The following is a 20743-nucleotide window of genomic DNA, read 5'->3' on the forward strand; positions in this document are numbered from 1 at the left end:
AGAACAGAAAACAGTGAAATCAGAGAATACAGTGTATTTTTCATAGTACTATCTTGATTATAGTATCCCTTGGAGGCTGCATGGTATTGGGGCAATCAAGGCTGTAATGCAGGCCTCTGCTTTCCCTTCTTCGCAGAGCGGATCTTACAATAGCTCTGCTTACAGTGCAGATATTCCGTAGTTCCAGCAGCTCAGTAACGGGAAGAAGAGACCAATAATCCTCCTCTATCTCATCTGCCAGGACATCTATTATCCTGAGGGCTCGATTTAGTCTTCTGTCGGACCTCACTATTCCTACATAATCCCACATGACGCTTCTTATGGCTGCCCATGCGTGATCAAGAAGCACGTTTTCCTTTAGTGGTTTAGCTCTGCCGAAGGACCAGTCTCTTGCGTGGAAATCACTCGAGTGTAAAAATGTGTCGGGAATAGATTCTGCTGCCTTAAGCCCCATCACGCCGGCTTCAAGAAGACTGTTACTGCCAAGACGGTTTGCTCCATGAAGTCCTGTGCAGGATACCTCACCTATCGCTCTCAGGCCGTTCATTGTGGTTCTGCCGTCGGTTCTGGCCTCAATTCCGCCAACGATGTAGTGGGCGGCGGGAACAACAGGTATTGGTTCTTCCCAGGGAATGATCCCGACAGAGGTGACGCCCTCGGTAACTTCGGGGAAGGAATTTGTCAGCCTCTCCCTGCCAAGGTGCGATGCGTCAAGCAGGACATGATCGTTGCCGAATCTTTTCATTTCCGAATCAATAGCCCTTGCAACTATATCCCTTGTAGCCAGTTCCATTCTCACCGGATCGAAGTTTTCCATGAATCTTTCACCATTGAGATTGATAAGCACCGCCCCTTCTCCCCTCAGGGCTTCAGTAATCAGGAAATTACGCTTATCAGGATGGAAAAGGCAGGTTGGGTGGAACTGATAGAATTCCATGTTCTTAAGGGGCAGTCCTGCCCGGTAGGCCATGGCTATTCCATCTCCCGTAGCGGAATCCTGATTGGAGGTATACCGGTATACTTTGCCCGAACCGCCGGTAGCAATTACAGTTTCTCCCGCAAGGACAGTGGTAATCGTTCCGTTGTGAAGAACATGAGCGCCTATGCATCTGTCCACGGCGCCTTCAACGAGCTCAGGCATCTCTCTGGAGGCGGTAAGGAGGTTAACCGCAAATGCCGGTTCAATAATCGTAATGTTTTTCCGTTTGGCACAGCATTCGCTCAGTGTTTCGCTTATGAGCTTTCCGGTTCTGTCTTTGTGGTGAAGTACGCGCCGTACACTGTGTCCGCCCTCTATACCTCCCTTCCCGTTTCCGTAAGAACCCTCAAGCTCTACGCCCCAGAGTGACAGTCGCCTAATAAGTTCCGGACCGTTGGATATGATATCCATTGCCACTGTTTCGTCTACAAGACTTCCTCCAGCACTTATCGTATCCTTCAGGTGCAGCTCAAAACTGTCATTTTCGGAAACTACTGCCGCAAGTCCTCCCTGCGCGAGGGAAGTACTGCCTGTGGGCATAGGTATTTTACTGATCAGAAGGATATCAATATCCTCCGGAAGGGCGAGAGCACATGTCAGCCCTGCCATGCCGGCCCCAATGATCAGAACATCGGTTTCTATGGCTTCATTATTCAATCTTGCTTCCTTATTTTCTATTCCTATTTCTGTACATATCTATATTATTTTGGATATCGTTCATCAGTTCCTGCACAGCTCCCTTGACCTCAAGATTCATGGTTTGTACGAGGATATCGCCGGTATCCGGGATGCCCTGAAGCTTTACGGCATCCTTGGCCGTTGTTATAAGCGCTGAAGCTCCTGTCCTTTGCATAACACACTTCAGATGCTCAATATCACTCTCTGAGTAGACATGATGATCAGGGAAAACCTCAAGATCCTCAAGCCTTATTCCGGCTTCCTCAAGGGAATTGCGGAAACTCTCCGGTTTACCTATACCGCAGAAAGCCAGAACCGTTCTCTCTGGAATATTCGTCAGAGCTTTTCCGTTTACAAGTCTCACTCCAGTATGTTTGATCCTGCTGAACTCAACGGGAGCCTTCCAGTTATAATCTAAGACCCGTCTCTTTATCCATTCCGCGGACATGCCGGAAGGTATGCGGTTTATCCAGATGTGGTCGGCCCTGGAGATGACAGATGGGAATTCTCTGAGTGTACCCGAAGGAATGATGCCTCCCTGACCGAAAGGACTCGAGAAATCGAGAACGAGGAGTTCAATATCACGGTAAAGCTGCAGATGCTGAAATCCGTCATCAATAATAATTATATCGGGTTTCTCACCGCGATAGGCTTTCAGCGCTGCTTCTGTTTTTGATTTTCCAGCGTATACGCTGCTCCTGCCGATAAGACTTTCGGCAAGGAGAAGAACCTCGTCGGTGAAATCGTCTCTGACCGCGTCGCTGTCCAGTCTAACCCTGCAGGCATGAGCGCGAATGCCGAAGTTCCGTGCTACTACTGATACATTGTACCCCATTCCCGCAATACGGTTGGCAAGCCATATGGTAACAGGCGTTTTACCGGTACCGCCCACTTCAATATTACCAACGCTTATCACAGGTACCGGAAGATGAAACTGTCTATTTCCGGATTCGTACCATCTTCTTCTTATGGAAGCAAGAAGACCGTAAAGCCATCCGAAAGGCATGAGAAACCATCCCGCCCATGCGTATCTGCCCTCCCTGGATACTATCTTCCCGAATAGCGCATCAGGTCTTTTCATCCGCTTTATCCATTTCTATAATTCCCGCTCGTCTGATCATCGATGCGAAGTCATCAAGTATGCTTTCTCTGATACTTTCGAATTCCGCTTTGACCGTGTTTTCCTTGATGATAAGTGTGGACAGCTTGACAAGTATATCGGTTATCTCTTCCTGTGATGAGGCGATGTATGTCATACCCGCTGCAGACAACTTATTCACGACTTCCATAAAATTGCTGTAATAAGGGCCTACGATCAAGGGTATACCACGCATGATCGGTTCAAGCACATTATGCCCTCCAATCGGGACGAGGGTACCTCCAACGAATGCCGCTTCAGCGACACCGTACATTTGAGCAAGTTCTCCATGAACATCTACCAGAACGCTGTCGAAATCAAGCGCTTCAAAAGATGATGCAGTCAATTCCGACCATTTAACCGGCTTGAAACCCATACCGGTCATCAGATTTTTTACGCTATCTATCCTGTCAAGGTGACGCGGCGCTATTACCGGGAAGTAACCTGCCGATTCGGCAGCCTTCAGAAGGATTTCCTCTTCACCTTTCCTGGTAGAGCCTGCGACAAGGACAGGTTTATCTGTATTCAGTGCGGTGCGCCATTCCAGCGGAGGGTCTCCATGGTCTGTCAATATTTTTGAATCCCCCGAAAGGTTCAGAATTCTCTCGTCGACACCCATCGAAATGTACCTTTTCATGTCGGAAGCGCTTCTCACGAGAATACCCGTGAAGCAGGACAGCAGTTTTCCGGGAAATGAGCCCAGAAAACGGTATCGCGCTGAACTTTTTTCGGAAAGCCTGGCGTTAATCATCATGCATGGAATTCCAGACTCAATCGATTTCAGAATAGTATTGGGCCATATCTCCGTTTCCGCCAGAATGAATGCCCTGGGACGTATCCGCTGGATGAACCGCTCCGCGAATCGAGAAACATCAAGAGGGATATAGCTTCCGTCCAGCCCCGTTTTATCTATGAAAGAACGTCCGGATGGCGTAAAACAGGTAATCCATACCGGTACGTTCTTCCCTTTAAGGAATTCCGCATAAGGAATGAGTCCGTTTAACTCACCGAGCGATGAACCATGAAGCCAAACGGGTCTGTCGGGGGACATTTTCACGTATCCTTTTCTCTCCTTCCGCTCCCTGTTCGGCCTGAATAAGAGAACTATGGATATTAATGGACGCAGAACGGTTCCCAGAAGTTTCAGAATACCGCTTGTGAACTTTGCGGAAAGCGATGCCAGAAGATCGGAAGAGGCAGTGACCCTGTTCAGTTCTGCCTCAATTCTTCCAGTCCAGTGCTGCAGATCGTCTTCCCTTTTCATCGGGGGTACAGGTCTGCCCTCAACAACATAGACCCGCGCGAAGGGCAGAGGAAGCATAAAACCATCCCAGGATGAGAATCGAAAAGCCGGCCAGGCGGAAGCTCCTACAGGTATTACCGGACGTTTTCCCAAACGCGCGATGTGGGCAATGCCGTTTTTTGCTTCCTCTGCAGGCCCTCTGGGACCGTCAGGTGTTATGACGCAATCGATACCGTTCCTTAGTAAAACTGCCATGGATCGAACAGCCTTCATGCCGCCTCTTGAGCTTGACCCTCTTACAGTTCTGAAACCCATGGAATGAAGAACATTCGCTGCGTACTGGCCATCCCTGTTGAGACTTACAAGTATTGTAATCCCCTCGTTTCTATGCGTATGGATAAGCGGCAGCTGTCTTGCATGCCATAGTGCGAAGAACGCGGGCATTTTTCTGGCTCTGCCGGCCCTTCCGGAAAGTGGTCTGATGTAACGTACCCTCCATGTGAGACCTTCCAGTCTGAAGAATATCCTCCCCAGAAACAGCGAAAGCTTAATCAGGTCAGGAGATTTCATCTGAAGTTTCTTCAAGTATGTACCGGGCTGCCCTTTCGGAGGAGCCTTCCGATCCAAGTGCTTCCCTGACCAGTTTCATCCCGCTTAGCGATCTTCTTCTGGCCTCAGTATCTTCAAGAAGCGGTTTTACATAGCGTACGATATTCTCAGGATAAACTTCTTTTTGAATGAGTTCCGCGGCTATCTCCGAACCCGCCACAAGATTGGCCATCCCTATCTTCGAAACGCCCCTGACGAGCATTCTGGCAAGAAAGTAGGTTAGCGGAGATGTCCTGTACGTTATTATGAAAGGTATTCCCCACATGGCCGTTTCAAGCGTCGCTGTGCCTGAACAGACTACAGCGGCGGACGCGTTTTCAAGGGCATCTCCAACAGAGTAAACCAGTTCTACGCCCTTAATGCTGCCCGCCGATTCGTAGAGGTCTGAAGGAACGTCAGAGGATACCGCAACGGTAGCGTTTGAAACAACCCCTGAGTCCCTTAGAATTATGAAGGAATCCATCATAGGTTTCAGGAGAAGCGAAATTTCCTGTCGGCGGCTTCCTGGTAGAAAGGCGATTTTCCTGCCCGGTTCGGATTCAAAATGTATCGGGATTGAATCAGCGAGTGGATGTCCGGAACAAAGAGCTCGAACGCCGTATCTTCTGTAGAAATCAACTTCGAACTTAAAAAGAGTGATCATCAGATCTACTGACTTTCGAATCTTCCTGACCCTCCCCCTCCCCCACGCCCAGAGTTGCGGAGAAATGTAATATACGACCCTGTAACCTCTTTTCTTTGCCCAGATGGCAAGGGGAATATTGAAACCCGGATAATCGACAAGAAGAACAATATCAGGATCGACTGCGAGAATATGCGATTTCATGCGACTGCGAAGACTGCGGAATTTGGCAAGAGAGGATATCACCTCAGCAAAACCCATGACAGAATAGTCGTAAAGACTGAAGATAATCTTACCGCCGGCTTTTTGAATATTCCTGCCTCCCAGCCCTGATACTTCCAGGGGAGTCATCTTCGTAAGCTCTTCAAGGAGTTCTCCGCTCCTGATATCACCGGATGGGTCTCCAGCTGAGATTACGATTCTCATCCGTCAGAAATATCCTTCATTACTTCATCCAGCGATTCCTTTATTCTGCCTGAGATAATTTGTGCTGATCTGAGGGCATTAAGACCATCCTGTCCCGTTACAGTGGGAGAACAGCCTGTTTCGCAGGAGGATCTGAAATCGTTCAGCTCGGCAGTAAGCGCGTCGCCTTCCGATACTGTTACCGATATGGGCATGATTTTCCTGTCAACCACTTTAAAGGCTTCAACTTTCCTTGACGCGAAATCAACTGATACGTAGTTCCTGTGCTGGAAGAACCTGAGCTTTCTGACCTGTTCCCTTGATATTCTGCTGGCAGTCATATTTACCACACAGCGATTCCGGAATTCTATCCTTGCGCTGGCGATATCAACATTATTGCTGAGTACCGGCACACCGGAAGCATGAACTGAAACAACAGGAGAACGGACGAAGGAAAGCACAAGGTCGATATCATGTATCATCAGATCCAGAACAACCGAAACATCGGTTCCCCTTGGATTGAAAGGAGCCATTCTGTGACCTTCCACAAACAGTGGTTCATCGATAAGTTCCGCAGCAGCCAGTATTGCAGGATTAAAACGTTCTACGTGGCCCACGGCAAGAATCAGATTTGCCTCTTCTGCGAGGTCAACCATTTCCTGCCCCTCTGCGGTCCCTGAGGCAATAGGTTTCTCCACAAGGACATGCACACCGGCCTTAAGGGTTTTCATCACAACCTGATAATGGCTTGAAGTTGTACAGGCAACGACTGCGGAATCACATTCCTCAAGAAAGGAATCCAGCCTTCTGAAGGGTCTGACGTCCAGTTCAGTGGAGAGTATTTTCATTCTCTCATTGTCAGTGTCGAATATGGGAACGGTTCTTCCAGTTATTTCTCCGAGAATTCTTGCGTGATGGTAACCCAGATGACCTGTCCCGATAACTCCTGTAATCATATTATCCTCCAAATGCCGACAGAATGTCGGCAGCGTACTTGACCGAACGTTCGGAAAGTGAAAGATGTGTGACGAATCTCAAATTGGATGGCGAAATCGCCAGACAACCTATTTCAAGGTTTGCAAGTGCATCTGCTATGAACCCGGCCTTGCCTTCCGGGGTTTCAGCTATAACTATGTTGGTTTGAGGGTCCGGATTCAGCATCTTCAGAATCGGTGAATGGGCTATACCCTTTGCAAGCTGTTTTGCGAAACGGTGTGTTCTGGAGAGCTGAGTGAGATTATGTTCGAGTGCGTAAAGACAGGCCGCTGCAAGAATGCCGGCCTGACGCATTCCGCCTCCATGCTGCTTGCGCAGGCATCGAACTTCATATTCATCCTCTGTCGAACATGCAAGTATTGAGCCAACAGGACATCCAAGCCCCTTTGAGAAACACATGGAGACCATATCGTAGCCTGAAAGTATTTCACTGAGTGTTTTTCCTGTTGCTGATATTGCATGCCATACCCTTGCGCCATCAAGGTAAACTGAAACGTTGTTCGCGCCGCAAATATCTACGATTTCTTTAACCTCGCTGTCCGGCAGTACAAGACCCCCCATGATATTCTGTGTATTCTCAAGCGCGACAAGTGTTCTTGGAGCGTAATGCTGGTCAATGCGTCTGGATAAAGCCTTTTCAACATCAGCAGGTGGAATGCAGCCACTTTCTGATTCATCTATCCTGTGCATCTGCAGGCCGCCCAGCATAGCGTATTGAGCTCTTTCGTAGAGATATACATGGCTTCTGCTGCCGCATACCACCTCGTCTCCCGCAGAAGTAAGAGCTCTTATGGCCACTCCATTGGACATTGTGCCCGTGGGCATAAACACAGCCCTGTCGAATCCGGTCATTTCAGCCATAACGCCTTCAAGATGATTAAGGGTAGGATCTTCGCCGAATACATCGTCTCCCACCTCTGCCCTGGCCATAGCGTTACGCATCGCGTGCCCTGGTGTGCTTACGGTATCGCTGCGAAGATCAACTCTAATTCTTTTCACGTATTCACTCAGGTTCCGCTGAACGGCGGTGATACCTGACAGCCTCATCAAGGATTCTGTTAATAACCTCTGAGGGACTTACTCCGGATGCATTCCAGAGCTTTGGGAACATGCTGATTTCTGTAAAACCGGGTATCGTGTTTATCTCGTTGAAGTAGAATTTACCATCTTCATCAAGAAGAAAGTCAGCCCTCGCGAATCCGCTTCCCTGAAGCAGCGCAAAACAATTTTCTGCACATGATCTTATCTTGTTTGAAAGAGTATCAGGAATAGGTGCGGGAATCAGTAATTCTGACCCTTCGCAGTTGTATTTCGCCGAAAAATCGTACCATTCATGACCGGGAAGAATTTCGCCTGCTACAGAAGAGGATATCGTACCTGATTCGGAAAGAAGGGCTACCTCAATCTCCCTCGCGTTCTCAAGTCCGTTTTCAATGAGAATCAGGTTGTCGAACCGAAATGCCAGATCAGCTGCATCCTGTAGAGTTTCAGGGGAATCGACTCTTGAAATTCCAACACTTGATCCCATCCTTGCCGGCTTTACGAAAACAGGATACAGCAAAGGAGGTAACGATTCAGGTGATGGAGGAGATTGAATGGTATAGCTCTTCCATGGCAGAACTGGAATATCGCGAGATGAAACCAGTTCTTTCGTTGTTATTTTATTCATCGCTAAGGCTGAAGTCATAACGTCTGCCCCGGCACAGGGCCATCCGGCCATACCGCATAGCCCCTGAACGGTACCGTCTTCACCAAATGGTCCGTGAAGAACCGGGAAGATCGCGTCAAAGGTGATTTCAGAACCGTTCCGCAGCAGTTTCCATACGGAATGTCCTGTTTTGATTTCAAGAAAAGCGCCTTCCAGAGACCACCGGCCGTCAATGCTGATCTCAACCGGGATTACTTCGTGTCCTGATTCCTCAAGTACGTTTCTGACGAAGGCGGCTGATACTAATGATATTTCACGTTCGGCGGATTTTCCTCCGGAAAGTTGAAGAATTTTCATAGTTCCTCCTGAACTGATCAGCCCGGTATGGGTCTTGACCGGACAATTCCCGTTGGTAGTTTTACCAGGACGTTTGTTGAATACTAATATACGATTACTTTGTATATCCGGCAGGGACACTTCACCGCAGATAAGCACCGGAGGCTTTATGAAAGTATTGATCACGGGGGGAGCCGGCTTTATAGGCTCCAATATCACTGATTACCTGATAGAAAAGGGCTGGGAAGTTCATGTAATGGATGACCTTTCAACAGGATTCATGGAAAATGTTAACGAAAAAGCTGTATTTCATAAACTGGATATAAGAAGTGAAGGGGCATTTGAACTGGTCTCAACCGGAAGCTTCGATATCGTATGCCATCACGCAGCCCAGATGGATGTCAGAAGGTCCGTAAGGGAACCTCTTTTCGACGCGGATGTGAATATTAAGGGAATGCTGAACATTCTTGAAGCTTCGCGAAAAGGTGGTGTAAAACGGGTTGTTTACGCATCTACAGGCGGCGCCGTTTACGGTGAACCTGATACCATTCCTGTTACCGAAGACCACCCGATCAATCCAATCTGCCATTACGGTATAAGCAAGCACACAGCTGAACACTACCTCTTCCTTTACAGGTACCTGTACAGTCTTGATTACGTTGTACTCAGGTATCCCAACGTTTATGGTCCAAGGCAGAATCCCTACGGCGAAGCCGGTGTTACAGCCATTTTCACACTTGCTTACCTCACCGGCAAGCCTCCGGTTATAAACGGGGATGGAATGCAGCAGAGGGATTACGTGCATGTAAGAGATATCGCGAGGGCCAACTGGATGGCGATGGACCTCTCAAGAGATGATATCTCAGGAGAGATATTCAATATTGGATTCGGTACCGGGAAATCCGTGATCGAACTGGACAGAATAATCCGAGGTTATATTGGAACTGACCTTTCCCCCTCTTTCGGTCCTGCCCTGCCGGAAGAGATAGTCAAAATATCTCTTGACAGTACAAAGGCCAACAAAATTCTTGGTTGGAGACCGGAGATCGAGTTTGAAACCGGATTAAGGGAACTGGTTGAATACCACCGCTCAAGACTGGCCATGGGCTGATGGCGGCAAAACCTGTTTACATTGACAGGGACGGGGTTATAAATATAAACAGAAGTGATTACGTTAAATCACTGGAAGAATGGATTCCCTTTCCCGGAGCTGTTGATGCCATCACGGATCTCAGTAATGCAGGGCATCCTGTAATAGTTATTACGAACCAGTCCGCAATTGCCAGAAAATATTGTCGTATTTCCGATGTCGAGGAAATACACAGGCACCTCATTTCTCTTGTCAGAAAGGCCGGGGGGATGATAACGGGCATTTACTACTGCCCTCACCATCCCGATGACGGATGCGATTGCAGAAAACCCCGTACAGGTATGGTAGATTCCGCAAGGCGCGAACTTGATCTGCCCGATGGAGGATACATCGTTGGTGATGCTAATTCTGACATGGAACTCGGCCGAAGAACCGGATTGAAGACAGTCCTTGTTCTCACAGGTCGCGGCAGGGATCAGCTGAAGAGAATAGTATCGGAATATCTGCCTGAACCCTGGAAAGTTACAGAAAACATCTCTTCTGCCGTAAAGTTAATCCTTGAGAATTCAGCGAATGACTGATCAGCTGTCCTCGATAATCTCGAGATTCTCAAGGTAATACTCCAGCTTATCGATACCTTCCTCGATTTTCCTTTTACTCTGTGATTTTCCAGCTTTTTCGAGGAAGGCTCCTATCAGTGTGATTCCATCGAACCCGTAGCCTGATCCAGAGCCTTTCATACTGTGACCGCATCTCTCGATATCTCTGTACTCACGCTTTTTAAGGAGATTGCGCAGTTTCACGATATCTTCCCTTCGATGACTGATATAGCCTGGAATCAATTCCATGAGTTCCGGGTCAACGATGACTTTTATTCCTTCTCCCGCTCGTTCAGGTAATTCAGCCGGGTCATCGTTTCTATCGTCAATGTTCTCAACCTCACCGGTTAGTTCTCCTATAAGTCTGATAAGAGCAACCTTGCTGACAGGTTTCGCAAGGTGAACATCACATCCGGCATCAAGACATCTCTTAATCTCAGTGTTTATAGAATGTGCGGTAAGGGCAACAATTGGTGTATGCTCAAGCTTATTCTCGCGTTCAATCTTCCGGATTCTCTCTGTTGCGCTGTATCCATCCATTATGGGCATCTGCATATCCATCAGAATAATATCCCAGTATTCCTGGAGATATTTCTCAACCGCTTCGCTTCCGTTCACAGCTTCGACTACAAGGCAGGGCTCTTTTCTGAGGAAGGCCTTAACCAGGAATCGGTTATCAGGTGAATCATCTACAAGCAGTATTCTAAGGTTTCTGAGGCTTTCCTTCGAAATCTCATACTGCTCCTTTGAAGCAGTTTTTGATTTCTTTTCATCAGTTGATTCACGATGAACACCAAACTCAGATGTAAAAGAGAATTTACTGCCCTGGTCAATCTGACTGTCGACTGTAATTGTTCCGTTCATAAGGCGTACCAGTTTTTTTGATATTGTCAGTCCAAGTCCCGTGCCGCCGAATTTTCTGGTTACCGAAGGATCAGCCTGGGCGAAACTGCTGAAAATACTCTCAAGTTTTGCGGGCGGGATTCCGATTCCTGTGTCAACAACTGAGAAACTAATAAGGACTTTCCCATCTGATATTCCGCTGTTTTCAATGAAGACTTTAATACTGCCGGATTCTGTAAACTTGATAGCGTTTCCTACCAGGTTGATAATTATCTGCATTAACCTGTTTGGATCACCCTCAAGGTATTCAGGTACATCGTTTCTGAACTCGCACGAAAGTAGAAGTTCCTTTTTCTCAGCCCGCAGTATAAAAGTATCTATCACCTTACGGAAAGTATCTCTGATATTGAAAGGGATGGTTTCCAGAATGACCTTTCCAGCTTCGATCCTTGAAATGTCAAGTATATCGTTTACAAGTGCAAGAAGGCTCTTTCCTGAGGATCGCATGAGTTCAAGATACTTTTTCTGTTCATCGTTCAGTTCCGTATCAGCCATGAGATCGGTGGTCCCTATTATTGAATTAAGAGGTGTGCGGATTTCATGGCTCATGTTCGCCAGAAATTCGGATTTCGTGCGTGATGCGTTCTCTGCGGCTTCACTGGTTTCAATGATCCTGTTTTCCGCATTTCTTCTTTCTGTAATATCCCGTATTATGCCTATCGCATGCCATTTACTATTCAGTTTAGTTGAGGATACTGATAGTTCAACCGGAAATATGTTGCCGTTCTTACGTTGGGCTTCTATTTCAAGTGTACGCCCCACCACGATTCCTTCACCTGTGTTTTTGAAATTTTCAAACCCCTTTCCGAAAGAATCGAGGTATTGTTCGGGAGCTATCATTTCGTGAAGGTTCCTCCCCATCATTTCATCTACTTTATAGCCAAACATTCTGCAGGCTGCCGAGTTCACAAACGAAATACTTTTTTCATCGTTCATCATGATGATTGCGTCCTGGATTGATTCCGTGATTACTCTGAATTTCTCTTCGCCGAACAAACTGGAGTCTATCTTGTTTGCATGATCTATATACTGATCAGTGTGCGTTTCCACACGTATTTCCTCTTCAGCCGTTTCCGGTAGCCTGATGAAGGAATGGATGAGGCCTTTATGTTTTCCAATAAAACACTCAGACGTTGAAATAATAACGGGGATTGTCCGGCCCCTGTATATTTTAAGGCTGCCGTGAACGGCTTCATCTGAAGGCAGAAGAGGTTTATTATCGGCCGATTTGAGGAAAAAACCGCAGAGTTTTCCGATCACAGCGGTTGCAGGCATTTCCAACATTTTCAAAGCTGCATTGTTGGCCTCAACGATTCCGGCGGAGGCAGAATCGGAAACAAATACACCTGCGCCCTGAGAATCAAAGAAAGTTTCACCCATTGTTGTCGCAGTACGCTCAATACCGCTTGAATCTGACATATGAAACTCCTTCGTATTCTACCTGTAGAATTATCAATGTATAGAATCTATTGTAAAAAGGGATGAATATGCAACAATGGTTTATTAGCCCGAATTTCAGCGTGAGTCTTATTGTTGTTTTCCTACGTATACCATATGTTACTATTAAGAATTTTAATGAAATGAAGGTATTATGGCACTAATAATGATAGTTGATGATGATCCTATGATAAGGGAAATGCTTACACAGGCATTCAAAAACGAAAATTACGATGTAATTGACGCCCCTGATGGCAAAACCGCGCTTAATAAATTCAGCACTGAAAATGTTGACGTTGTAATCACGGATATCATCATGCCGGATATGGAAGGTATTGAAACCATACGCGAGCTCCGGAAAATAAAACCTGACGCAAAGATAATTGCATTCTCAGGAGGCGGTTCTATCTCACCTGAAGGTTATCTTAAAATAGCGTCTTCAATGGGAGCGCAGTACACTTTTCAGAAACCGATATCCATCAAAGAACTCAGTGAAGCCGTAAAAGATCTTCTGGATTCATGAAAGTGAAGAGAACGATAATATTTAATAGATGATGAAAAAAAGACACAAAAACAAGTATCTGAAGTTTCTTGGTCTCGTGCTTCCATTTATCCTCCCAGCCGGCGTTTTTGTGTTATGGTTTTCTTCACAATGCGACGGACAGGAACAGAATCAACTTCACATTGTTGCCTCAATGAATCTTGAAGGCGGCAGAACCACAACATTTTCAACAATCCGGAGCGATGGCAACGAGGCAGTATGGGAATGCTCAAAGGGAACGTTCATAGAAACCGGTGATATTACTGCTGATGGAAGAAGTGTTACATGGCAGCCTACACCGGGTCTTGAGGATTCCGTCTCAATAATTATCACTACTCCCACTGTTTCAGACACGATCAGATTTCTCCCTGTAATTCCTGATGTTGTTCCATCCGTGACTGTTTCCGCTGCTTACCATCTTGCAATACTTGAACGAGCCAGAAGCATTCAGATGGCTCCCGGTATATACCGGGCAATATCAAGAGGAGATGCTCTGAGAGGTTACGATGGCCTTGTAATTCTCATAGTAACTTCAATGGGAAAATACCGCGAAGCCTACGGTATGCTTCCGGGCGATACACTCATGCTTACCCTTCCGCTTGGCGGGAGAATACAGGCTACAGGTCTTGATAATATGGAAGACGCCATGAACAACGAAGGCAATATCCAGATAGTTTTCGAGATACTTGAAGAAACGCCAGATACAACACCTGCAGAAGAAGATACATCACCGGAACCTGTGCCGGAAACCTCTTCTTCTGGAGAGGAACCATAAAGTAATAAGGCAGACTGGCCAGAGCCAGAACATCCATTCAAGAAACACTATCCTGCCGGATTTCAGAATCTCAAGAATTGCGAGCCAGGTGAATACGATCCATTCAGTCAGTATCGATGCGGCCGAAATAAATGGAAACAGCAGTGTCAAAAATCCTGTAAGCATGGTTCCGAGCATGAACGGGACCGAGATTACCGTTGCAATGGGAGCTACAGGCCTAATACCGCCGTATGTGAATGAGACAAGAGGAGCCAGCGCTACAGTCACAACGACTCCGGCATATGCGATAGACAGTATCCAGCCTGGCTTTCCCGCAAAATTCTTACCCAGAACTATAAGGCTTAATACCGCGCCAAATGACATCTGTGCACCAACATCGTTCAGAACACCTCCCGATGAGACGACAGTGAGAATCAGCACAGCAACCGACCAGACGAAGAGCAGATCAGGGGTTCTGCCCGATAAATGCAGAAGGACAAGTACAAGTAGAAGCATTACACCAGCCCTTACAGTAGATGCCCTTGCTCCCGAAACAAATACGTAGATGAAGGCTACCAGAATAACTGCGAGTATCGATAACCAGCCTTTTCCGAAAAGTTTGCGAAAAATCAGGAGCATTACAGTTGACAGAATTCCTACATGAAGTCCCGAAAGAGCCAGAAGGTGTGATGTGCCGGTTTCACTGAAAACATTGCGAACAGATCGCGGAAGATACCCCCTCTCTCCCACAAGAAGAGCTGAAGCCAGTGAACTGGTTTCTTTTGATGGTATACTCTCGGTGAGACTGAATGAAGAAGCCTTCCTGATACGATCATGAAGTGAAGTTGAGGGAATAGATCGAAACGCGGAGCTTTCGAGGAACGCACCATCAATAGAACCGATTATCACTACCGAATCACCCCTGCTGACCGATCGGGCAAGCCCTCTGTCAGATGACCAGACAGTATATCCCATTGGAGTAGTTAAGAGCGCCCCGGCGGTAGTAGTTGTTTCTACCCTGCAGCGCCACACACCGGATGTTGAATCTTTATATGAGGGTGGCTGTCTTTCATTATCGTCAAGGTATGAACCGGCAAGGACTGAGACGATACACAAAAGGATGATCCCGCATTTCCGGAAACCAAGGGCTGCCAAAGCCATTCCTGCGGGAATAGCCGCAAACCATATTTGAGAAGAGCAACGAAGTGGTGTATAATACCCTGCCAGAAACAAAGCAGTGAACAGGAAGAGCGTTTTGTTTAAAACCATTGTACCTACAGTTTACTCAGAATCTTTATGCAGTTCAAGTGGTATGCCTTTATTCATACTGGACAACCTGCGCAGCGCTTTCAATGTGGGATCGGTTTTCAGAACTGTAGAAGCTGTTCTTCCTGCCGCAGTATTCCTGACCGGAATATGCTGCAGGCCGGGAAACCGAAAACTCAGTCATTCCTCGCGCGGAACTCATGCAGTTGTTCCCTGGAGGTATTTCAATGAAGCCGCAGAAGCTGCTATATGGGCAAAAAACAGCGGAAGGATACTTGTGGCTGTAGAAAATTCAGAGGACGCTGTCCCAATCTGGGAAGCCAGTTTTGACCTTTCAAGCGCTTTCATGCTTGGTAACGAAGCGGATGGATTGAATCCTGAAATCGCTGAAATGGCTGATATCAGCGTCTATTTTCCACAGTCTGGAAGAAGGAAATGTATAAACGTATCGAGCACCGCAGCTATTGTCGCTTCAGAAATTCAGCGCAGGAAATGGCTTAAATTTGATGAAATAGCGGAATAACCCGCATTTATCAGCCTGTTCTTCAATAACACTATCTGATATATCCGATATCCCTGAGCTGGTGGTTTGCGGCTTCAGTGAAGGATACGCGCGGTGCTTCTGCGACAGGCGGTGTTGCCCAGTAGAACTCAGCAGCCTCTATCATCGCAGCGTCAGCGTCAGGAAGCGGGATCCGTTCACCGGGGTCCGATGAAAGGTTGTAGTACTCAACTCCGCTTCCATCGGAATTCCATATCACCTTTAAACTGTCTCTTCTTACCGAAGCCTGTTGTATTTCACACCAGAGAAGGTTGCTGGCCGGAATATAGAACTCCGTATATTCTGAGTTCAGCAGGTCTCGTCCGGAAAGCCCGTCGGGAATCTCAAGATTCAGGTACGAAAGGATTGTCGGAAGAATATCAATATGTGCTGCGGGTGCATCTATAGCAGCACCTGCGGGAACACCGGGTCCGCTGATAATAAGTGGTACATGAGTAACCTCCTGATACAGGGTTCTGCCATGTTCGATTCCCGAGTGTTCCAGGAATTCCTCCCCATGATCGGCTACTACAATTACAAGGGTGCTGTCGGTAAGACCGTTGTTTCTCATTTCATTGAGAAGTCTGCCAATTTCCGCGTCTGTGAACGCAATTTCACCATCGTACAGGTCTATCAGATATTTCAACCCTTCATTTGTGATCTCAGCGCTGTCATTGTTTACTGAACGCATAATACTCAGCTGCTGTTCACCGCTGCGGAGAGCGTAATTGAATGGATCAGCGTACAGGGTATCGTAAGGAGATGGCGGGTCGTAAGGCATGTGAGGATCATAAAAATGCAGTACAGCGCAGAAACGAGATTCATTATCGAGTTCGTCCAGCCATTCCAGCGCGTCATCAACCGTCTGGTCAGCCCGTCTGCATCCGATGTCTTCCGTAACGCCCCGGCAGTCAAAATGATCGAATCCTCTGTGAAACCCAAAATCCTCATTTAGAAAAATTACATTGAAAATACCGCAGGTCTGCCAGCTCCTGGAGTGAAGAATAGACTGCACCGTGGGAATGGAAGATGACAGTCCGTACATTTGACCGTGAGAAGATCCAGCGCTGTGCTCTCTTGGAGAAAGACCGGTCAGCATCGATGCTACGGAAGGAAGCGTCCATGAACTCTGTGCCTGTGTTTCCATCCATGCGGTACCTGAGGTGGCCAGGCTGTCAAGTGTTGGGGTAACATCTCTTTCGTATCCCCAGTAACCAAGATGATCCGCTCTCAGTGTATCTATAATTATCAGAAGCACGTTCATTCCAGAAACCGTATCATCAACCTGTCTGCCGCACGTTGGCAGTGTAAGGATGACAACGGACAGTGAAACTGTTTTGATGAGACCCATCAGTGTTGCGCCTCCATCCAGTTTCTGCCCCAGCCGGTATCAACGACCATAGGAATGCTCATTTCGAAGGCCGATTCCATCTCATCCCTGATTATTCCGGAAATTTCAACGGCGTACCTTTCAGGCGCCGTTGCCACAAGCTCATCATGAACCTGGAGAACAAGTCCGGCATTTATTTGCGAATGACGCAAACTGCGGTCAACGTTAAGCATCGCTATTTTTATGATATCCGCAGCGGACCCCTGAACTGTTGTGTTAATCACCATTCGTTCCATCGAATTTCTTCTTGCTCCCTTTGCCGATTTAAAACCCTTGAACTCGCGTCTTCTCCCGAGAATCGTTCTTGTTTCATTGTGTTCCTCAGCATATTCAACGCATCTGCTGAAAAAGGTTTTCAGTTCAGGATAGTTATCGAGGTATCTGTCAATGATACCCGCAGCTTCCCCTCTGCTGATGTTCAGCCTTTTACTCAGTCCCCAGGAGCTGATGCCGTAGAGTATTGAGAAATTCACTTCCTTGGCCTTTCTTCTGTGCTCGGGAGAGGCATCGCCAAAAAGGGCCTCGGCAGTGGAACTGTGGATATCCAGGTTCCGTTCGTACGCTCTTCTCAGGTTACCCGGACCGGCCAGATGCGCCAGAATGCGCAGTTCGATCTGGGAGTAGTCAGCCGTAATAAGAACATGACCGTCTTTCCCGGGTACGAAACACTTTCTCACCTCGCGGCCCCTGCTGGTCCTCACGGGAATATTCTGAAGGTTAGGGCTGCTGGAACTCAATCTGCCGGTTGCTGTGACTGTCTGGCTGAAACTGGTGTGTATCATGCCGTCTTTCTCGCAGACGTATTCAGGCAGTTTTCTTATATAAGTGTTAAGCAGCTTGGATAGTTCCCTGTGTTCAATTACGGTTTCTACGAACCTGTGCTTTCCCCTGAGTCTTTCAAGAACTTCCATACTTGAGGAGTTGGCTCCGGTTCCGGTTTTTCCCGCAGGAGTAAGTCCGAGACTGTCAAAGAGTATTCTGGAAACCTGCGCCGGACTGTTTAGATTGATAGGAAAACCGGCGGTTTCCGCGGCTTTCGCTTCAAGTTCTCTGATAGAATCGGAGAATTCTATTTCCAGCAGATGGAGTGACTCGATATCAAGGCCGATTCCCCTTTTCTCCATATTCGAGATTACTTTAACCAGCGGAAGTTCGAGTGTATCATATATTTTAAGAAGTTTCTCATCCTTCTCGAGCTCTTTTCTCAACACACCGTTCAGATTCAGTGCAGCCGCTGAATCGCAGCAGCAGTACTCAGCGACTGTTTCCGTCTTCACATCGGCCAGAGTTGCTGCGTTCCCAAGAACGTCGCTGTAGTCGATCATATGCCTTCCCAGCCAGGTTATGGAAAGGTTGGAAAGTGAATGTGACCTGAATTCGGGTCTGAGAAGATAATCCGCTATCATCGGGTCACCGCTCAACCCCCGTATTTCAAGGCCAATGGATTCAAGTATATGAATGTCGTACTTCCCGTTCTGAGCCACAATCAGCCTGTTTATAAGAATGGTTCTCAGAATTGTTACAACCTTATCTATCGGAAGGGCATCGGGGCCGGAAAGGGGAATGTAGAGTGCGCCGTCTTCCGATGTAGTCAGTGATATCCCGACAGGAATCGCCTGAAATGGAAATTTTGATGTGGTTTCTGTATCAAGCGCAAGAAGCTCATTCTCTGAATGGTTAAGGCAATATTCTTCAAGTTCGTTCAAACTTTTAATGATGGTTGTCGAACACCATTCCGTTGGAGATGTATTTCCCCATCCGCTGAATAGATCGGTTGCGGGACTGATACCCAGCTTTAAGAGAACGCTCTGCATTCCAAGTGAAGTGAGTAACTCGGAAGCAAGTTCGGCATCGGGAAGCTTCATTGAAAGGTCATCAAGATAAATATCCATTTTCTGAGCAGGTTTAAGGGATATGAGCTTTCTGCTGAGAAGTACCGTTTTCCTGCTGTTTTTAAGCTTTCTCCGAACAGAATCAGGTAATACATCATCGATTGATCCGTAAATGCCGTCAATACTCTGGAATTCATCAAGCAGTTTAACGGCGGTTTTAGGGCCTATACCCTTTGCGCCGGGAATATTGTCGGAAGAATCGCCTGTCAGTGAAAGAAGATCCGCAACCTGGTCAGCTCTTACACCCATGATACTATTTACATCGTTCTTCCTGACAATGGTTTCAGGGCTGTTTCCCCTGCCAGGCCGGATAATCGTCACACCGTCATCAGCAAGCTGAAGAAGGTCTTTGTCGGATGACAGAATTTCAACCGTATCACCTCTTGAAACAGCCTCCTGTGTAAGCCATGCTATAATATCATCGGCCTCAAGTCCCTCCTTCTCAAGAAGAGGGATTCCCAATGCAGGTATAAGTCTTCTGGCATACTCAGACTGGCTTCTAAGCTCATCCGGCATAGACGGACGGTTAGCTTTGTATTCGGGATACATCTCCGTGCGGAAAGTTGGTGACGGGTGATCGAATACAGCGATAGTAATAGTATCCGGTGAACGGGATTCTCTGTGGTCAATTATCTCCCTTACAAGGTGAAACAGACCACTGGTATTAGTTCCATCCAGAGCCCGCAGAGGATTCCGTAGCATCGCGAAATATCCTCTGTAGAGCAGCGCATGGCTGTCGATGAGAAAGTATTCTTTTTTAGTCATATGCGATCAGCCTTTTCCATTAGTTCCTCGCAGGCTGTAAGAACCACCTCAGAGGAAATATCGTTCAGACACTCAGGAATTCCATAGGGGCATCTGCGTTTGAAGCATGGTGAACATGCCCTGTCAGACGTAACTGTTTCAGTGAAACGCCCCAATGGAGCTGTCCATACCGGAGAGCTTGAACCGAATACGGTAACTGTCGGAATTCCGATCGCGGCTGAGACATGCACGCCCCCGGAATCGTTTCCAACCGTGAGAACAGCGGAAAGCAGATGGGAGACCAGGTCCGGAAGAGCGAGATCGGTTCTGACGCAAGCACCGGGTACTTCGGAGGAAACCGCGCGTAGAACATCATCCTCCTCACTGGAACCGTAAAATACGGCCGGAAGGTCTGTGCTTTCGCATAGGTGTCGAGCAAGTTCCGGAAATCGGGACCATCTTTTTGCGCTTCCATACCTTGCACCCGCAAAGTAAGCAATATGCGGAGAACCTTCAGCTTCAACCGATGGCTTTGGAGTCACGGCATTTCCGGTCGCGCCGGTTTCCGATGCAAGAAACATGTAATCATCGGAATGGTGATGACGGCGATCTGAAGGGTGGCTGATTGCCTTTGTCAGAAGAAGGCTCCGCATGTCTGTTCCGTACCCGATTCGTTCAGGTATCCCTGACATAAAGCCCTGTAACGCTGATCTGAAGGAATCGGTCATAAGAAGAAGGTTTGTGAATCCAGCCCCCTTTATTCTATTATCTGTATACAATTTCAGTGAAGGAAAGAAAACGGGAATTAGTCCCGATACCCTTGAATGACTCCATAAACTCATCTGTGGGTATTTTTTCTCGAGCAACGAGATCGAAGGAAGTGACATGACCAGATCACCTAGCCAGTTGGGAGTTCTGACTACCAGATTCAA

General features: G+C 47.3%; 17 protein-coding genes. 5 read left to right on the forward strand and 12 right to left on the reverse strand.

The window, feature by feature from the left end; translation table 11 throughout:
* Positions 1-40: 40 nt before the first annotated feature.
* Genes nadB through K8S15_09315 form a run of 7 tightly spaced genes read right to left on the reverse strand, consistent with a single transcriptional unit; the run spans position 41 to position 8675 of the window.
* On the reverse strand, positions 41-1588 hold the full coding sequence (gene nadB / locus K8S15_09285) for an L-aspartate oxidase (GenBank protein MCD4776225.1): 1548 nt from the start codon (positions 1586-1588) through the stop codon (positions 41-43).
* 58 nt (positions 1589-1646) lie between these two features.
* Complete coding sequence (lpxK, locus tag K8S15_09290; GenBank protein ID MCD4776226.1) at positions 1647-2738, reverse strand: tetraacyldisaccharide 4'-kinase; 1092 nt, start codon at positions 2736-2738, stop codon at positions 1647-1649.
* Entirely contained in the window at positions 2725-4608 is a 1884-nt protein-coding gene (locus tag K8S15_09295; protein ID MCD4776227.1) for a DUF374 domain-containing protein, read from the reverse strand. Before K8S15_09295 ends, lpxK begins: the two co-directional genes overlap by 14 nt.
* A complete protein-coding gene (gene lpxB, locus K8S15_09300; protein ID MCD4776228.1) occupies positions 4595-5695 on the reverse strand; it encodes a lipid-A-disaccharide synthase in 1101 nt (366 codons plus the stop codon). Before lpxB ends, K8S15_09295 begins: the two co-directional genes overlap by 14 nt.
* A complete protein-coding gene (locus K8S15_09305; GenBank protein ID MCD4776229.1) occupies positions 5692-6630 on the reverse strand; it encodes a Gfo/Idh/MocA family oxidoreductase in 939 nt (312 codons plus the stop codon). The genes lpxB and K8S15_09305 overlap by 4 nt, the downstream gene beginning before the upstream one ends.
* 1 nt (position 6631) lies before the next feature.
* A complete protein-coding gene (locus K8S15_09310; protein MCD4776230.1) occupies positions 6632-7669 on the reverse strand; it encodes a threonine aldolase family protein in 1038 nt (345 codons plus the stop codon).
* A 4-nt stretch (positions 7670-7673) separates the two neighbouring features.
* A complete protein-coding gene (locus K8S15_09315; protein ID MCD4776231.1) occupies positions 7674-8675 on the reverse strand; it encodes a D-alanine--D-alanine ligase in 1002 nt (333 codons plus the stop codon).
* Between the two features lie 148 nt (positions 8676-8823).
* Between K8S15_09315 and K8S15_09320 the strand changes: the two genes are divergently transcribed.
* Together K8S15_09320 and K8S15_09325 are read left to right on the forward strand one after the other, a co-directional pair.
* A complete protein-coding gene (locus tag K8S15_09320; GenBank protein ID MCD4776232.1) occupies positions 8824-9765 on the forward strand; it encodes an NAD-dependent epimerase/dehydratase family protein in 942 nt (313 codons plus the stop codon).
* A complete protein-coding gene (locus K8S15_09325; protein MCD4776233.1) occupies positions 9765-10325 on the forward strand; it encodes an HAD family hydrolase in 561 nt (186 codons plus the stop codon). Before K8S15_09320 ends, K8S15_09325 begins: the two co-directional genes overlap by 1 nt.
* On the opposite strand, the gene K8S15_09330 is transcribed toward K8S15_09325, so the two are convergent.
* Positions 10326-12665, reverse strand: coding sequence for a PAS domain S-box protein (locus K8S15_09330; GenBank protein ID MCD4776234.1), 2340 nt, complete (start codon positions 12663-12665; stop codon positions 10326-10328).
* Between the two features lie 172 nt (positions 12666-12837).
* Between K8S15_09330 and K8S15_09335 the strand changes: the two genes are divergently transcribed.
* Positions 12838-13206 (forward strand): response regulator, encoded by a 369-nt coding sequence (locus K8S15_09335; GenBank protein ID MCD4776235.1) that lies wholly within the window; start codon positions 12838-12840, stop codon positions 13204-13206.
* 28 nt (positions 13207-13234) lie between these two features.
* Positions 13235-13999, forward strand: coding sequence for a hypothetical protein (locus tag K8S15_09340; GenBank protein MCD4776236.1), 765 nt, complete (start codon positions 13235-13237; stop codon positions 13997-13999).
* Here the strand turns inward: K8S15_09340 and K8S15_09345 are convergent.
* Positions 13952-15139 (reverse strand): ComEC/Rec2 family competence protein, encoded by a 1188-nt coding sequence (locus K8S15_09345; GenBank protein ID MCD4776237.1) that lies wholly within the window; start codon positions 15137-15139, stop codon positions 13952-13954. The genes K8S15_09340 and K8S15_09345 overlap by 48 nt on opposite strands.
* 94 nt (positions 15140-15233) lie before the next feature.
* Here K8S15_09345 and K8S15_09350 point away from each other — a divergent pair, with 94 nt between their 5' ends.
* The gene (locus K8S15_09350) at positions 15234-15767 is read left to right on the forward strand and encodes a hypothetical protein (protein ID MCD4776238.1); all 534 of its coding nucleotides are present in this window, start codon (positions 15234-15236) and stop codon (positions 15765-15767) included.
* A gap of 31 nt (positions 15768-15798) precedes the next feature.
* Here the strand turns inward: K8S15_09350 and K8S15_09355 are convergent, their stop codons facing one another.
* Genes K8S15_09355 through K8S15_09365 form a run of 3 tightly spaced genes read right to left on the reverse strand, consistent with a single transcriptional unit; the run spans position 15799 to position 20743 of the window.
* Positions 15799-17136: a sulfatase gene (locus K8S15_09355; protein MCD4776239.1), complete on the reverse strand. Its 1338-nt coding sequence runs from the start codon at positions 17134-17136 to the stop codon at positions 15799-15801.
* Positions 17136-19832, reverse strand: coding sequence for a DNA polymerase I (gene polA / locus K8S15_09360; GenBank protein MCD4776240.1), 2697 nt, complete (start codon positions 19830-19832; stop codon positions 17136-17138). Before polA ends, K8S15_09355 begins: the two co-directional genes overlap by 1 nt.
* Complete coding sequence (locus K8S15_09365; GenBank protein MCD4776241.1) at positions 19829-20743, reverse strand: hypothetical protein; 915 nt, start codon at positions 20741-20743, stop codon at positions 19829-19831. Before K8S15_09365 ends, polA begins: the two co-directional genes overlap by 4 nt.

Source organism: Candidatus Aegiribacteria sp. (genome assembly GCA_021108005.1).
Classification (GTDB): domain Bacteria; phylum Fermentibacterota; class Fermentibacteria; order Fermentibacterales; family JCC-6; genus Aegiribacteria.

Bases quoted from the DNA above. Each gene is read 5' to 3' on its own strand.
- nadB (MCD4776225.1), bottom strand. From the start codon at position 1,588: ATGGCAGGGCTGACATGTGCTCTCGCCCTTCCGGAGGATATTGATATC.
- lpxK (MCD4776226.1), bottom strand. From the start codon at position 2,738: ATGAAAAGACCTGATGCGCTATTCGGGAAGATAGTATCCAGGGAGGGC.
- K8S15_09295 (MCD4776227.1), bottom strand. From the start codon at position 4,608: ATGAAATCTCCTGACCTGATTAAGCTTTCGCTGTTTCTGGGGAGGATA.
- lpxB (MCD4776228.1), bottom strand. From the start codon at position 5,695: ATGAGAATCGTAATCTCAGCTGGAGACCCATCCGGTGATATCAGGAGC.
- K8S15_09305 (MCD4776229.1), bottom strand. From the start codon at position 6,630: ATGATTACAGGAGTTATCGGGACAGGTCATCTGGGTTACCATCACGCA.
- K8S15_09315 (MCD4776231.1), bottom strand. From the start codon at position 8,675: ATGAAAATTCTTCAACTTTCCGGAGGAAAATCCGCCGAACGTGAAATA.
- K8S15_09320 (MCD4776232.1), top strand. From the start codon at position 8,824: ATGAAAGTATTGATCACGGGGGGAGCCGGCTTTATAGGCTCCAATATC.
- K8S15_09325 (MCD4776233.1), top strand. From the start codon at position 9,765: ATGGCGGCAAAACCTGTTTACATTGACAGGGACGGGGTTATAAATATA.
- K8S15_09330 (MCD4776234.1), bottom strand. From the start codon at position 12,665: ATGTCAGATTCAAGCGGTATTGAGCGTACTGCGACAACAATGGGTGAA.
- K8S15_09335 (MCD4776235.1), top strand. From the start codon at position 12,838: ATGGCACTAATAATGATAGTTGATGATGATCCTATGATAAGGGAAATG.
- K8S15_09340 (MCD4776236.1), top strand. From the start codon at position 13,235: ATGATGAAAAAAAGACACAAAAACAAGTATCTGAAGTTTCTTGGTCTC.
- K8S15_09345 (MCD4776237.1), bottom strand. From the start codon at position 15,139: ATGGCTTTGGCAGCCCTTGGTTTCCGGAAATGCGGGATCATCCTTTTG.
- K8S15_09355 (MCD4776239.1), bottom strand. From the start codon at position 17,136: ATGGGTCTCATCAAAACAGTTTCACTGTCCGTTGTCATCCTTACACTG.
- polA (MCD4776240.1), bottom strand. From the start codon at position 19,832: ATGACTAAAAAAGAATACTTTCTCATCGACAGCCATGCGCTGCTCTAC.